Origin of the sequence: Zavarzinia sp. CC-PAN008, from assembly GCF_051903925.1 — a bacterium.
Taxonomy (GTDB): Bacteria; Pseudomonadota; Alphaproteobacteria; order Zavarziniales; family Zavarziniaceae.
Genome location: NZ_CP173678.1, coordinates 2,169,991 through 2,184,489 on the forward strand (window position 1 = coordinate 2,169,991; position 14,499 = coordinate 2,184,489).

Genomic DNA, 14,499 nt, shown 5'->3' on the forward strand with positions numbered 1-14,499 from the left:
GGACGCGCCGCCCCGGTCAGCCTTCGCGCCCGATCGCCTGGGCCAGCAGCTGGTACAGCTTGCCGACATCCGACGACAGGAAGGTGGTCGACAGGTAGTCGTCATGGTCGACGTCCACCGCCCGGTCCAGCAGTTCCTCGAACTGCCGCAGGTAGCGCTGGACATAGGTGCGGAATTCGCCGTCGTCGCGGTACTTGCGGGCGATCGCCTCGTGGCTGAAACGATGGCGGGCCGAGGCCAGGCGCTTGGAGAAGATCGTCTTTTCGCCCTTCACATAGCGCTTCCAGATGTCCTCCGGCACCTCGTCCTCAAGCGCGCGGGTCAGGTCGATCGAGAGGGAGTTCAGCCCCTCCACGATGGCGGCGGAGCCCTTCAGCGTGATGGTGCGGCGTTCCTCGCGGTCGGCATCGACCAGGTCGCGCGTCTTGGCCTCGATCTCCTCGGCATCGGCGACCAGGGCGGCGCCCTGTTCGGCAAAGGTGGCGGCAGCGCGGGCCGCGATCTCCGCCGCGGCCTGGGCCTGGGCCAGCAGCTCCTTGCCCCGGGCCTGCAGGCTGTCGCCTACCTTGGCGACAGCGTCGGCAGCCATGTCGGCGGACCGGCGCAACTCGCCGCTCTGGGCGCTGACGTCCTTGATCGCACCGGCGATGGCCGCCGCCGACTTGCCTGCCTCGCCGTCCAGCGCCTGGCGTTCCTGGCGCACGGCGCCGGCCGCGGAGCGGACCTGGTCGACCACGACATTGGCCGCGTTGGCGATCGCCTGCTCGTCCTGGCGCAGCATCTCGGCCGCCTCGTGGATCGCCTGGGCCGCGGCCAGCAGGGCGCCGTCCAGCTGCTTCTTGTGTCCTTCCAGCGCCGCGGCGACAGTCGCGATCGACTGAACCGAGGTCTGGGCGTGCTGGGCCACCTCGGCCGCGCGGGCCTGCAGGCTTTGGCTGGCGCGCGCGACATCGTCCGAGGCGCGCTCGGCAATGCCGCCCAGGCCCTTGCTCTGCTCTGCCAGCGATTCGGCCACGGCATCGACGCGGGCCGACACCCGCTCGGCCAGGGCTTCGGCCTGACCCACCTGGCGCTCGAAGGACTCGCCCAGTTGCCCGACCCGCCGCGCGATCGTCTCTACCGCCTGGTCGAAGTCGCCCGTCTTCTGGCGCAGGACCTCGCCCAGGCGGTCGATGCGGCTGCCCGCGCGGTCGGCCCCGGCGCCCACCTCGTCCCCCTGCGCGCGAAGCGCGGAGGCGATCTGGGCGATGCGCTGCACGGCGTGGTCCGCCGCGGCCAGCAGCTCCGCCGACTGGCGCTGCAGCGCGGCACCGCTGTCGGCGATCGACTCCTGGGTCCGACGCGAGGTGTCGATCAGCCCCTGGGCCTGGCGGTCGAACTGTCCGCCGGCCAGCTCGGTGTCCGCCGCGGCCCGGCCGGCCGCCTCGGTCAGCTGGCGGACATAGCCGGTGATCTGGCTGCCGATCTTGTCGATCTCGCCCGCGACCAGGCGCGAGACCTTGGCCAGCGTCTCGCTTTGCGCAGCAATCTTCTCCTCCAGGTCGACTGTCCGCTGCTGCGCCAGGTTGGCGGCCTGCTCGATCCGGCCGACCATGCCTTCGTAGCGCTCGGTCAGGCCGCCCATGCGGAGTTCCGCCTCGCCCGCCACGGTGCCCAGGTTGGCCGCCTGCTGGCGCAGCGCGTCGCCCGATTGCGAAACCCTGGCATTGGCCTGGATGCTGGCCTGGGTCAGTTCCTCGGCAATGCGCTTGAGCTCGCCAGCGTCGGCGCGGATGCGCTCGCCCGCCGTCTTGGTGGCGCCGTCCAGGTCCTGCGCCGCGCGCGACAGGGTGCTGCTGCTCTCCCCCAGGCGGGCCAGGGCGCGCGTGCTCGCCTCGTCCAGCGTGGTCATCTGGGTGCGGACCGAATTGCCCGCCTCCTTCAGCCAGCTGCTGGCGCCTTCGGCCGACTGGCGCACCGCGTCCGCGCCTCGGGCAAAGCCGTCGGCGGCGGTGTCGATCAGGGCCGTCGAATCGGTGATCGCCTGGGCCAGCTGGCCCGTGCGCTGGTCCAGCGTGTCGGCCAGGGTGTTGAGCTGCCCGGCGGTGCGTTCGGTCGTGGCCGTGATCGCCTCCGCCGCGCGGTCGGCGGTGTGGACGGCATAGTCGGCCTCGCGCTGGAACGCGGCCCCCAGGCCGTCCAGGCGGCCGATCGCCTCGTCCACATTGGCCATCAGGGCCTGGCCATGGGCGCGGGCGACCTCGTCCAGGGCACCGGCATGGTCGAGCAGGCCCTGGCGCAGGGCTGCCGCCTGGGCGTCGAAGTCGCTGGCGATGGTGCCGGTGCGCTCCGCGATCTGGTGCGAGAGGGTGTGGAGTTCGGCGGCGCGCTGGCCCAGCCCGTCGCCCGCGGCTTCGGCCGCGGTGCGCGCCGCCTCGCCCGCGGCGGAGATTTCGGCCGCCCGCTCGCGATAGAGCTCGGCCACGGTGTCGACGCGCTCCAGCGCCTTGGCCGCCGCCTGGTCCAGGCCGGCGACGACGCCGTTCAGGGTGCCGGCCACGCCCTCGGCCCGGGCGGCGGCCCGCTCGCTGGCGTCGATCAGGGTCTTGGTCTGGCCGGCCAGGCTGCCGCCCGCGGCCTCGGCCCGGCGGGCTGCCTGTTCGGCATCGTTGACCAGGGTGCGCACCCGCTCGTCCAGCGCCTGGCGGATGGCGACCGCCTGGGCCTGCACGCGGTCGGCCAGGTCGGCCACGTCGCGCGTTTCCTGCACCAGCTGGTCGCGGATCCCCTCGGCATGGCTGGCGGCCTGGCCGGAGGCCCGGACCAGCTCGCTCGCCTGGCGGCGGAAGGCGTCCTCGATCGTGCGCACCTGCGCCATCGCGAACTCACCGGCCTTCATCAGCTCCCGCGATTGCAGGCGCAGGCTGTCGCTGATCGTGGCGACGCGGCTTTCCGAGCCTTCGACCGGATAGGTCAGGTCGCGCAGCACGCCCTGGATGGTGTTGGCCATGCCGCGCAGCTCGTCCGAGCGGCGCAGGTAGAGCGCGACCAGCCAGACAAAGGCCAGTGGCATGAAGACGCCGATGCACAGCGCCGCCACTTCGTGCGGCAGCAGGAACGCCAGGCCCTCGAGCCCGACCGCCTGCGAGAGATAGGCCAGGCACAGGCCGACCCAGGCGGCGCTGCCCGCGATCAGGGCCATCAGGCCGATCGGCGCGCGTCGGCGTCCGCCGCCGGGCGGCGGGCGGTCGCCTGGGTCGCCGCCACGCGGCTCCGGCGGCTGGCCCTGGGGATTGGGGCTTGGGGGCTTCAGCCCCAGATGGTCAAGCTGACGGTCCACATCGGCACTCATCTGTGGCTTGGGCTCCCCGTCCGACGCCGCACTGTCCGCAACACAACCCTGGCGGCCGGCGGCGCTGGCGACGGCCCATCGTGATTCGACCGCCGATTCTACGCGCGACTGCGCGGAACGCGTAGACTTCGCCCCCGATGGACCAGAAAATGCCGGGCGAGACCTTTGCCCTGGCCGGTGCCAGGGGCGCGAATGACTGGGTGATGCGATGATCTCCCTGGCCGCTGCTGCCGTGTTCTTCCTGGCCGTTCACATCCTGGTCCCTGGCACCGCCCTGCGCGGGCGCCTGGTTGGCCTGCTGGGAGCGCCGGCGTACCAAGGGCTGTTCTCCGTCGTCTCGATCCTGGGCATCGCCTGGCTGGCCTGGGCCTACAACCAGGCCGCCTATGGTCCGTTCCTGTGGGGGGAACTGCCCGGTTCGCGCCACCTGGCGATGACGCTGATGCTGCCGGTGTTCATCCTGTTCTTCTCGGGCCTGATGACGCGCAACCCCACGGCGGTGGGGCAGGAGGCGACGCTGGAACGGGCGGAGCCCGCCCGCGGCGTGCTGCGTATCACGCGCCATCCCTTCATGTGGTCGGTCGTCGCGTGGTCGGTGCTGCACCTGCTGGCTAATGGTGACGGCGCATCGCTGATCCTGTTCGGCACGATGCTGGTGCTGGCGCTGTGGGGACCGCTGCTGATCGACCGGCGCCGCGCCGCCACGCACGGCGCGGCGTGGCAGCGCTTTGCGGCAATCACCTCGAACGTGCCCTTTGCGGCGATCCTGGGCGGCCGCAATCGCCTGGCGCTGGGCGAGATCGCCTGGTGGCATTGGCTGGGTGGTATCGCGTTGTGGGCGCTTGTCCTGCTCTTCCACGGCGACATTCTTGGCGTTCCCGTGATCGACCGCGGCGCCCTGTTCTGAGCAAGGGGCCTAAGGACCGGCCCCGAGGCCCGGCCGTGCGGCCCGATAATGAAAGGCCCCGCATCGGGCAGCGATGCGGGGCCTGAGTCTGTTGGGTCTTCCTGTCGATCTTTCGGCCCTGTCCCCGCCAAAGGCGCAGGACCAGGCCGTGTGTTTTGCCAGCCGCGACGCGGATCCCTTCTAGAAGAGACCCACCACGACCAGCAGGCAGAACATGAAGGCGGCCCCAGTCATCAAGGTATCGATCGCCATTCCAGCCTCCCTTGATGTTTCGTTCATCGTGACGGCATCAACGCACGGGCACAAGAAATCGCTCCTGTTGCAGCGCCGCAACGCGCGGCCTTACCAAGCGAGGGGCGAGCCGTCATATTTCAAGTACTTGCCGCTATCCTCTAGCGTCAGAGTCGAGATTGTGCGGCGCAGCGCCTCTACACTTTCTTGTGAACTCAGCGGCGCGTTCGGTCCCCCCATGTCGGTGCGGACCCAGCCGGGGTCCAACGCCACCGTCGTGACGCCCCGCTCCCTGAGGTCCTGGGCCAGGAGCCGGACCAGCATGTTGAGCGCCGCCTTGGACGTGCGATAGGCATAGAAGCCGGGTCCCGTCCCGGCGATCGACGCCATGGAGGACGAGATCGCGACGAAGCGGCCCTTGGCCCGCGCCAAATGCGGGACCAGGCCCTGGATCAGGCGCATGGGGGCGATCGTGTTGACCTGGAAGGTCTGCGCCCAGGCGTCATAGTCCATGCCGGCCAGGGTCTGCTGAGCCGGGCCATAGACGCCGGCATTGGCGATCACGAGGTCCAGCGACACGTCGCTGAGGTCCAGCGCCAGGCGCTCCATCGCCGCCTGGTCGGTCACGTCGCCTTCGTAGTGGCGGATGTTCAGCGTCGCCTGCGGTCCGCGCGCCGGATTGCGGGCCAGCGCGTGGACCGTCCAGCCGTCCTCGGCATAGGCCCTGGCGAATTCCAGGCCGATGCCCCGGCTGGTGCCGGTGATCAGTACGTGCGGCATGTCCCGTGTCCTTTCCTGGGCCGTGCGGGGCGGCGGCCTTGACCAGGAACGCTAATGGCGAAGGGGGCCGCGCGTTGCCTCTACTCGGCGCCGTAGACGTCGAAGGTGAAATAGCGGTCGTTGATCACGCGATAGGTGCCGTCGCGACGGATCTGCTGGATCGCGGCGTTCAGGCGCTCGCGCAGGGCATCGTCGCCGGGCCGCACGGCGAAGCCGACGCCGTCGCCCATGATCGGATCGACGATTGGCGGGCCCTTCTGCTCGAACGCCGCCCCCTCGGGCGTGGAGAGCAGCGAGTCATAGACACTGAGCGAGTCGGCCAGGAGCAGGTCGACATCGCCCTTGACCAGGGCGCGGTTGGCCTCGGCCTGGGTGTCGAACGTGCGGATCGCCAGGACGTCGCCGAACTTCGCCTGGACGAAGTTGAAGTGGATGGTCAGGACCTGCACCCCCACCGAACGGCCCTTCAGGCCCGTGCGGTCGAGCGCGATGGCCTGGTCGCGGCGGCCGACGAACCAGGCCGGGGTGTTGTAGTAGGGCTCGCTGAAGTCGACCTTGCGGCGGCGCTCGGCGGTGATCGACATGCTCGCGGCGATCGCGTCGAAGCGACCGTCCCGGAGCGCCGGGATGATCGTCTCCCACGGCTCGACGACCCAGGTGCAGTCCAGCCGGGCGGCCGCGCACACGGCCTGGGCCAGGTCGATTTCGAACCCGCGCAGCTGCCCGTCCTCATCGACCCAGGTGAAGGGGGGATAGGCTTCCGGCGTGGTGCCCAGGCGGATCGCGCGGCCCTCGGCCTGGGCCGCCTTGCCGGCGGCCAGTGCCACCAGGGCGAGAGTCGCCAGCACAAGAGTCGCCAGCACCGGTCCCGCGATCCGCCGCATCGCCCCCACGTCCCCACACTCCCTCAGTCCCCGGACGGGATCTTGGAAGCAATAGCCCCCTGGCCGCAAGCGCAGGGGCGGTCAGAAGCGTGCGGGAAAGGTCCAGGCGCCATCGGCGGGGGGCAGGCCGCGCGGCTCCGGGTTCAGCAGGGCCTGGAACGCCTGGTGGCCGACCGGCCAGCGGCTGCGCAGATACGCGATCACGGCCCAGACCTCGTCCGCCGTCATGCGGTCGGCAAAGCCGGGCATCGGGCTCAGCACGCCGGCGGTGCCGGCTTCGGGACCGCGGGCGATGATCGCGAACAGGGCGGCATCGGCGCGCTGCCAGGCGGGGCCGCTGGCATCCAGCGGTGGCGCCGCGACCGAGCCATCGGGTCTGGGCTGCTGCCAGCCCGGTTGACCGGCCAGGTCGGCGCCGTGGCACGTGGCGCAATGAGCCTGCGCCAGGCGGGCGCCCTGCTGCACCAGGGTCGCGTTGCCGGCATCGGGCCAGGCCGCCGCGCTGGGTGCCGCCTCCACCCGCAGCACGGCCCAGGCCCCCAGGCTGGTCAGCGCGCAGGCCAGGGCCAGGACGGGGAGGGCGAGACGGGGAAGGGCGAGCAACCCGCGCCCGGGCTTGCGCCGCCTCATGTCGTTCCCGCCGACAGCGGAACCGGAGTCGCCACCGGACCAAGCAGGTCGCGCAGCACCTCCGCCATGACGACGCCGGGCGTGCCGGGACCGAACAGCCGCACCAGGCGCCCGCTGGGGGCGACCAGGAAGGCGGCCGGCGTGCTGCGCCGGGCCGGCCGCGGCGCGGCGGCGTCCGGGGCCCCCGCACCCTGCGCCGGCGCGGGACCCGTCTCCTCGACCCCGACATGGAAGGCGCGCATGGCCTGGTCCACCTGGGCCTGGCTGCCAGTCAGGGGCACGATGCGGCCATCGAAGGTGGCGGCAAAACTGGCAAGGTCCTCCACGCTGTCGCGGCCGGGGTCGATCGTGACGAACAGCGCCTCGACCCGGCTGGTGTCCTCGCCCAGGGCGTCCAGCGCCTCGGCCAGTTCGGCCAGCGCCTCCATGCAGATGTCGCTGCAGCCGGCGTGGCCGAACACGACCAGGCGCCAGCGGTCCTGCGTCGGCCGCTCGGTCACCACCTGGCCCTGTGGCCCCACCAGGGCAAAGGGAGCGATCGCCAGGCCCGGCGCTGGCGGCGCGGGGTCCGGCGCCAGCAGGCGCAGGCCCAGGGCGATGCCGGCCCCCAGGCACAGCACCGCAAGGATGGGCAGGATCAGTCGACGCACATGCATCGACCTGTCCTAGCCTGTTTCGCGCGGCCGCGCACCCGCCAGCGGCGGCGTGCCTCAGCGCGCCGCAAGCCGCCGCTCAGGCGGCCAGGGGCACGCCCTCGATGGTGATGCGGTGCATCACGCGGCGCTCGCCGTGATAGTCGTTCTCGGCCTTGTGCCAGGTGGCGCGGTTGTCCCAGAAGGCAACCGAGCCGGGGCGCCACTGGAAGCGGATCGCATGCTCCGGCCGCATCGCGTGCTCGAACAGCGCGTGCAGCAGGGGGCGGCTCTCCTCCTCGGTCTGGCCATCGAAGCGGACGGTGAAGCCCGGATTGACATAGAGGACGGGCCGGCCATTGGCGGGGTGGCGGATCACGACCGGGTGCACGGTGTCATGCGTCGCCATGTGGGCATTCTTCATGCCCGTATCCTTGGCATAGGCCGACTTGGCGCCAAAGGCGTGCGCCGTCGAGTGGACGGCCTTCAGGTCGGCGATGCGCGCCTTCATCTCGTCCGGCAGCGTCTCATAGGCATGGACCATGCTGGCGAAGAGCGTATCGCCACCGGACGGCGGCAGGTCGCGGGCGACCAGGATCGAGCCCAGCGCCGGTTCCAGGTCATAGGAATGGTCGGTATGCCAGCCGCCGCCGATGTTCATCGTCTGGTCCGGCTCCTTCCGCACCTCGGCGATCATCGGGTAGTCGGCCACGGTGCGGAAGAAGCGGTTGATGTTGATCGGACCGAACCGCTCCGCCAGCGCGACGTGCTGGTCGGGTGTCAGGCGCTGGTCGCGGAAGAAGACGACGCCATGCTCGTCCAGTGCCTCGCGGATCAGGCGGGCCAGGGCGCCATCGGGGCGGGACAGGTCCACGCCCAGGATCTCCGCGCCGACGCGGGCCCCAACCTTGCGGATCTCGATCGTTGCCGTGCCCATCGCTGTTCCCTCTCGCCTTCTTGTGCGGCATAGTGATGATATAGAAACGATAGTTCGGATTCTTTTTCTTGTCCAGCGTCATCGCAGACCAACCGCATATCGCTGATTTCGACCTGGGGGACACGGTCCTGCCCGGGGTGACGCCCGCGCGCCAGAAGCGCAGTCAGGACACGATGCGCGCCCTGCTCCAGGCCGGGGAGGGGATCCTGCGCCGCGGCGGCTATGACGACCTGTCGATCGATGGCCTGTGCAACGCGATCGGGGCGAGCGTCGGCGCCTTCTATGCCCGGTTCGAGAGCAAGGACGCCTTCCTGAACGCGCTCGAGCACCTGGCCCTGGCCCATTCCGTGGGCCTGGGGCGGCAGGCCCTGGCCGCCGCCGCGACGGCGGGCGATGTGCAGACGATTTGCCGCATCCTGGTCGAGGCGCATGTCGGCTGGATGCGCGCGCACGAGGGGACGATGCGGGCCGCCCTGCAGCGCAGCTCCACCGACCATAGCCGCTGGGCCCCGTTCAAGGCCCAGGGGCAGACCCTGGTCAGAGCGGCGATCCCCTTGCTGCTCAAGGCGATGACGCCCGCGGACGAGGCGGCGTCGGCGTTGCGGATCGCGATCGCCTACCAGGTCCTGTTCGGGGTCCTGGTGAACATCGTGCTGAACGATCCCGGGCCGTTGCGCCTGCGCGATGCCGCGCTGGAGGACGAACTGACCACGATCATGGTGCGCAGCCTGGCGTCGTGAGTCGGGTTGCTGGTTCCACAGCGGTGTCTTGGATTGAAATGCGCGGCGTGCCGCACCAGTGTGATTTCCATGCGCACATCCCTGGCGTTTCCCGTCTTTGAGCCCGGCACGGTCTGGCTGGCCGGTGCCGGTCCCGGTGATCCCGGGCTGCTGACGCTGGCCGTGGCCAATGCCCTGGAACAGGCGGACGTCATCCTGCACGACGACCTTGTCGGGCCGTTGGTCCTGGACATGGCGCGGCCCGGCGCGGTGCTGGAGCGTGCGGGCAAGCGGGCCGGGCGCCCTTCGCCCCGCCAGGTGGAGATCTCGGCCCGGCTGGTGCAGCTGGCGCGCGCGGGCCGGCGGGTGCTGCGGCTGAAGGGTGGCGATCCGTTCGTCTTCGGGCGCGGCGCCGAGGAGGCGCTGGCCCTGGTGCGCGCCGGCATCCCCTTCCGCGTCCTGCCCGGCATCTCGGCCGGGATCGGGGGCCTGGCGGCGGCCGGCATCGCCCTGACCGACCGCGCCACGAACTCCTCCGTCACCTTTGTCACCGGCCATGCGGCATCCGGCGGGGGCGTCGACTGGCGGGCTTTGGCGGCTGGCACCCAGGCGCTGGTCGTCTACATGGCCCTGACCAACCTGGCCGAGATCGCGGCCGAGCTGATCGCGGGCGGGCGCAGCGGCGCGGAACCGGCGGCGGTCGTCGCCCACGCCACGCTGCCGCAGCAGCGCGTGGTGACGGCGACCCTGGCGACGATCGCGGACGTGGCCAGCGCCGCGGCGATCACCGCGCCCGCCATGCTGGTGGTGGGTGAGAACGTGCGCCTGCGCGGCGCCCTGGACTGGCAGGCAGCCCTGGCCGGCGCCGCCCTCGATCCCGATCCCCTGGGGGTTGCCCGCGCCGCCGGTTGAGCTGGCGCCGCGTCAGCCGCGCTGGCCGACCAGCGAGAACATGGCCCCCTGCGGATCGATGGCGTTCACGATCCATGCGCCGCCGGGCACCTCCATCGGGCCGTTCAGGACCTGGCCGCCGTTGCCCTTGACCTGATCCAGCGCCGTGTCGATGCCGGGTACCTGGAAATAGTACTGCCAGGACGGCATCGGCATCTCGGCCGGCTTGGTCATGATGCCGCCGCCGATGGCCGCGTCCGTCTGGGGCATGAACAGCTGGTAGGTGATGCCGTCCATCTCCAGCGTCTGGTCCTTGCGCCAGCCGAACAGCTGGACATAGAAGTCCAGGATCGTGGCATGGTCGGCGGCGTAGAGCTCGTGCCAGCCGCCACGGCCGTCCTGGCCCATCTGGGCAGGTTCCGTCGTCCAGTCGGGGCCGCCGCGGAAGATCGCCAGCACCGCCCCCTGCGGGTCGCCGATGATGGCAAAGCGCCCAACGCCCGGAATGTCGTGCGGCGGCTGGTGCACGGTACCGCCCAGGGCCGTCGCCTTGGCCGCGGTTGCGTCGACATCGTCGACGGCGACATAGCCGATCCAGACCGGGCCCATGTCCATGCCTGGTGGCGGCGCCATCAGCCCGGCGGCAAGGTCGCTGCCCATGGTGAACAGGGTGTAGTCCATGTCCGGACTGCCTCCGTCCTGGGTCCCCCAGCCAATGACATTGCCATAGAACGCAGCAGCGGCGGCCGTGTCGGGCGTGACCAGTTCGTACCAGACGAACGCACCGTGGGGGGCAGGCATGGGCAGTCCTCCGATCCTTTGTCTGTGGACCGACCTATAGCCCGCATTCAGCGTGTTGTCATTTTGTTCTTGTCTCTTCGTGTGTCGTCAGCACAAAGAAAAAGGGCCGCCCAGGGCGGCCCTTTCGTCTGTGGTGCGTCGCCCAGGCTCAGGCGGCCTTGGGTGCCGCGTTGCGGATGCCCTCGTCCACGTGCGCCTCGAACTGGGCGAAGTTCTTGATGAACAGGCCGACCAGGTCGCGCGCCTTGGCGTCATAGGCCGCCTTGTCCGCCCAGGTGGAGCGGGGGTCGAGAACGTCGGTCGGCACGCCCGGCACCGCCGTGGGCACCTGGAAGCCGAAGTTGGGATCGATCCGCGTCGGCGCATTGGCCAGCGACCCGTCCAGCGCCGCCTTCAGCAGGGCGCGGGTGACGGCGATCGGCATGCGGTGGCCGACGCCAAAGACGCCGCCGGTCCAGCCGGTATTGACCAGCCAGCACTTCACACCGTGGCGGGCGATCTTCTCCTTCAGCAGGTTGCCGTACACCGTCGGATGACGCGGCATGAAGGGGGCGCCGAAGCAGGTGGAGAAGGTCGCCTGCGGCTCGGTCCCCACGCCCTTCTCGGTGCCTGCAACCTTGGCCGTGTAGCCCGACAGGAAGTGGTACATGGCCTGTTCCGGCGACAGGCGCGCGATCGGCGGCAGCACGCCGAAGGCGTCCGCCGTCAGCATGATCACGTTCTCAGGATTGCCGGCCAGGCCCGTCGTGCTGGCGTTCGGGATGAACGACAGGGGATAGGCGCCGCGCGTGTTCTCGGCATAGCGGGCATCGTCCAGGTCGACCACGCGGCTGTTCTCGTCGATCACGACGTTTTCCAGCACGGTGCCGAAGCGGCGCGTCGCGGCATAGATCTCGGGCTCGGCCTTGGCGCTCAGCCGGATCATCTTGGCGTAGCAGCCGCCTTCGAAATTGAAGACGCCATGGTCGGTCCAGCCATGCTCGTCATCGCCGACCAGGGTGCGGTCGGGATCGGCCGACAGGGTCGTCTTGCCGGTGCCGGACAGGCCGAAGAACACGGCCGAATCGCCGCGCGCACCGACATTGACCGAGCAGTGCATGGGCATCACGCCCTGCGCCGGCAGGAGGTAGTTGAGGATCGTGAAGACCGACTTCTTGATCTCGCCCGCGTAGGACGTGCCGGCGATGATCACCAGCTTCTCGGCGAAGTCGACGGCAATCACGACTTCCGAGCGGCTGCCGTCCTGGGCCGGATCGGCCAGGAAGCCGGGCGCCTGGATGATCGTGAACTGCGGCACGAAGGCGGCGCGATCGGCCGCCGGCGGCACGATCAGCAGGTTGCGGATGAACAGCGAGTGCCAGGCGCTCTCCGTGACCACGCGCACCGGCAGGCGATAGGTCGGGTCGGCACCGCCGTACAGGTCCTGCACGAAGGCGTCGCGGCCCTGGTAATAGGCCAGCACCTTGCGCTTGATCTGCTCGAAATGGCCGCGCTCGATGGGGGCGTTCGACTTGCCCCACCAGATGTCGTTCTCGTAGGACGGATCGCGGACGATGAACTTGTCGTTGGCGGAGCGGCCGGTATGCTGGCCTGTGCGCACCACGAACGGCCCGCCGTCGGCCATGACGCCCTCGCCGCGCCGGATCGCTTCCTCGTACAGCGCCGGAACTTCCAGGTTCCAGTAGGCATGTCGAAGATTGCGCAGACCCTGCGCGTCAAGGCCTACATGGCTGATGGTTGGGCCGGACTGAAGCACGAAAATCCCTCCTGGAAACGAAAAGGCATCGCAGTCCCCCCAAAGGGCCGCGTCACCGACTATCCCGCGCGTGCGTGCAACATAAGGTGCACGCCCCTCTACCGCAATGTGCCTAGGGGGTTCCCTTGGCCCGTGCGTCCTGCGTCAAAGCGACCAAGGCCTTGCGGGCCGAAGGGGCGTCGGTCACGGCGAACGGGAAGTCCAGCCGAACACTGTCAGCACCCCGCCCCAGGTCCAGGCCCTCCGGATCGCAGCCGGTCATGCGCCAGCCCTCGGCCGGGCGTGCCGCCAGGTGCTGCGCATAAAGCGCGATGGCGTCGGCATGATCCTCGTTCATGTGGGCCAGGATGTCGGCCTCCGCCGCAGCCAGGGCCGGGGCCGGCTGGCCGCGATAGAGATCGCCCGCGATCCAGTGGATGCGGCCAAAGCCGGCGACCAGGTGCGCCCGCTCCACCGTCATGTGCCAGAAGGCGAAGTCGCCAAAGCCCGCGTAGCCGGCGGCGTCGGCATGCCGCGCCAGGAAGCGCGCCTTCAGGCCGGCGTCCTGCGTGACCTGGGCCGTGCCGACCAGGCTGACCCGCGCGCCGGTCAGGCGGCTGTCCAGCCCCTGCGTGCCGTCGAACAGCAGCGAGCAGCGGGCGTCGCCCTTCAGGGCCTTGGTATGCTCGGCCAGGCCCGAGATCAGCAGGATCGGCTGCCCCACCTGGTCGACCGCCGCCAGGACCAGCGAGGCATAGGGCTGTCCGTCCGCCATGACGGTGGCCAGCGCCGCGGTCGGCTGGCTGCGCACCAGCCGCCGTGCGGCCACGGCAATGTCGAAACGATCGGATGTCGGCTCGGTCCGGCTCATGATCGTCGCCAAATGTTAGTCATAGAGTTGATGCCATTCGCCCTTGTCATCTCTTGCTAGTCGACTGTTGTGAACGATTCTCCCTCCGGGTTCGCTTACAAATATTTTAAATGAGATGCGGCCGTTGTCATCGGTTGAGCCGTTGATTGTGAGAGTCCTATCGGATTTTACTGCTTTAATTCTCATAGATTGCGTGGGCTCGCCATTTGCAATTTCATTTTCCATCTTTGTGATTCTTGTCTTGATTGTAGACGGCTCTAGGTGGGCATAACCTCCAATAATCTTCAGAATAAGATCTAATTCTCTATCGCCAACCTCGCCAAAGCTAGACTTTGATGGAAGGCTCATGGAGTTATCTATATTTTCTATGGTTCCTGCGGTCAGGGATTCTCTTAGTTTTTCTCGAAGCGTTGCTATTTCGTCCTGCATTTGGGCCAGCATTGCCGCTTGTCTGCTGGGATTCTCGGAAGTTATTCTATGTGTTCGCCTGGCTCCGTCCGCAGATAGCTCGCGCACCTGATGCTTGAGCATCGCCATTTCGTCTTGCATCTGAGTTAGTATAGTGCCCTGTGGATCAGGATCCTCGGCAATTTTCTTATGTGTTCGGTAACGAGCAACTACATTTTGAAAAATGTTAGGATTTGATTCGGCCGCTTTTATATGTTCGCGAAGTTCTTTTTCTATTCTTCTCAAATCAGAGAAGCTAGTCCCGGATATATTAATAACATTGATATCTTTTATGTCAAAAGGAAGCTCATTGATATCTGATATCAGGTGGATATAGGGCTTCGCAACAAAATGCCTCAAGGCAAGTTCGTAAAACACATTTGGATTGCGTCCTGTGAGGTCGGCGATAACCAAATCAGATTCAAATATGGACTCAATTATTTTAGGGGTTATCTCGCCCGGTTGATTGTCGTCGACAATTCTTGCTGCTCGATAGCCAAATTCCTCACAAATCGGCTTAACTACGTTATTGTATAAATCATCGGATCGAGTCCGAACATCGCCAATACCAATAGGACAGATTACAAAACAAGTCTTTGAGTCTTGTCTAATAGCGGTGGAGATCTGGTCGGTCATTTGATTATCGTTTGGGTGCAATTTGAGAGAGCAATCATATTTGATTTGGATGCTCCGTGAAACCAAA

At 68.2% G+C, this 14,499-nt stretch carries 13 protein-coding genes; 3 read left to right on the forward strand and 10 right to left on the reverse strand.

All coding sequences use genetic code 11. The features are described 5' to 3' along the window. Window positions 1-16 precede the first annotated feature (16 nt). Entirely contained in the window at window positions 17-3,331 is a 3,315-nt protein-coding gene (locus ACI6GS_RS10185) for a hypothetical protein (protein WP_439817685.1), read from the reverse strand. Between the two features lie 208 nt (window positions 3,332-3,539). Here ACI6GS_RS10185 and ACI6GS_RS10190 point away from each other — a divergent pair, with 208 nt between their 5' ends. Next, window positions 3,540-4,238 (forward strand): NnrU family protein, encoded by a 699-nt coding sequence (locus ACI6GS_RS10190; protein WP_439817686.1) that lies wholly within the window; start codon window positions 3,540-3,542, stop codon window positions 4,236-4,238. A gap of 342 nt (window positions 4,239-4,580) precedes the next feature. Here ACI6GS_RS10190 and ACI6GS_RS10195 read toward each other — a convergent pair whose 3' ends face one another. From ACI6GS_RS10195 to ACI6GS_RS10215, 5 genes are all read right to left on the reverse strand, one after another. Further along, the gene (locus ACI6GS_RS10195; protein WP_439817687.1) at window positions 4,581-5,249 is read right to left on the reverse strand and encodes an SDR family oxidoreductase; all 669 of its coding nucleotides are present in this window, start codon (window positions 5,247-5,249) and stop codon (window positions 4,581-4,583) included. Between the two features lie 80 nt (window positions 5,250-5,329). Next, window positions 5,330-6,133, reverse strand: coding sequence for a transporter substrate-binding domain-containing protein (locus tag ACI6GS_RS10200; RefSeq protein ID WP_439817688.1), 804 nt, complete (start codon window positions 6,131-6,133; stop codon window positions 5,330-5,332). An 81-nt stretch (window positions 6,134-6,214) separates the two neighbouring features. Then, window positions 6,215-6,763 carry a c-type cytochrome gene (locus tag ACI6GS_RS10205; RefSeq protein ID WP_439817689.1) on the reverse strand — a complete coding sequence of 183 codons (549 nt, stop codon included), beginning with the start codon at window positions 6,761-6,763 and terminating at the stop codon, window positions 6,215-6,217. After that, window positions 6,760-7,419, reverse strand: coding sequence for an SCO family protein (locus ACI6GS_RS10210; RefSeq protein ID WP_439817690.1), 660 nt, complete (start codon window positions 7,417-7,419; stop codon window positions 6,760-6,762). Before ACI6GS_RS10210 ends, ACI6GS_RS10205 begins: the two co-directional genes overlap by 4 nt. Window positions 7,420-7,495: 76 nt before the next feature. Then, a complete protein-coding gene (locus ACI6GS_RS10215; protein ID WP_439817691.1) occupies window positions 7,496-8,332 on the reverse strand; it encodes a TauD/TfdA dioxygenase family protein in 837 nt (278 codons plus the stop codon). A 68-nt stretch (window positions 8,333-8,400) separates the two neighbouring features. On the opposite strand from ACI6GS_RS10215, the gene ACI6GS_RS10220 reads away from it, so the two are divergent. Both ACI6GS_RS10220 and cobA read left to right on the forward strand, forming a co-directional pair. Further along, complete coding sequence (locus ACI6GS_RS10220; RefSeq protein WP_439817692.1) at window positions 8,401-9,072, forward strand: TetR/AcrR family transcriptional regulator; 672 nt, start codon at window positions 8,401-8,403, stop codon at window positions 9,070-9,072. A gap of 69 nt (window positions 9,073-9,141) precedes the next feature. Then, window positions 9,142-9,963, forward strand: coding sequence for a uroporphyrinogen-III C-methyltransferase (gene cobA / locus ACI6GS_RS10225; protein WP_439817693.1), 822 nt, complete (start codon window positions 9,142-9,144; stop codon window positions 9,961-9,963). A 12-nt stretch (window positions 9,964-9,975) separates the two neighbouring features. Here cobA and ACI6GS_RS10230 read toward each other — a convergent pair whose 3' ends face one another. From ACI6GS_RS10230 to ACI6GS_RS10245, 4 genes are all read right to left on the reverse strand, one after another. Beyond that, window positions 9,976-10,743 carry a VOC family protein gene (locus tag ACI6GS_RS10230; RefSeq protein WP_439817694.1) on the reverse strand — a complete coding sequence of 256 codons (768 nt, stop codon included), beginning with the start codon at window positions 10,741-10,743 and terminating at the stop codon, window positions 9,976-9,978. A 148-nt stretch (window positions 10,744-10,891) separates the two neighbouring features. Then, on the reverse strand, window positions 10,892-12,499 hold the full coding sequence (locus tag ACI6GS_RS10235; RefSeq protein WP_439817695.1) for a phosphoenolpyruvate carboxykinase: 1,608 nt from the start codon (window positions 12,497-12,499) through the stop codon (window positions 10,892-10,894). A 112-nt stretch (window positions 12,500-12,611) separates the two neighbouring features. Next, window positions 12,612-13,349: a HugZ family protein gene (locus ACI6GS_RS10240; protein ID WP_439817696.1), complete on the reverse strand. Its 738-nt coding sequence runs from the start codon at window positions 13,347-13,349 to the stop codon at window positions 12,612-12,614. Between the two features lie 15 nt (window positions 13,350-13,364). Then, window positions 13,365-14,432, reverse strand: a complete 1,068-nt coding sequence (locus tag ACI6GS_RS10245; protein ID WP_439817697.1) for a hypothetical protein — start codon at window positions 14,430-14,432, stop codon at window positions 13,365-13,367. Window positions 14,433-14,499 lie beyond the last annotated feature (67 nt).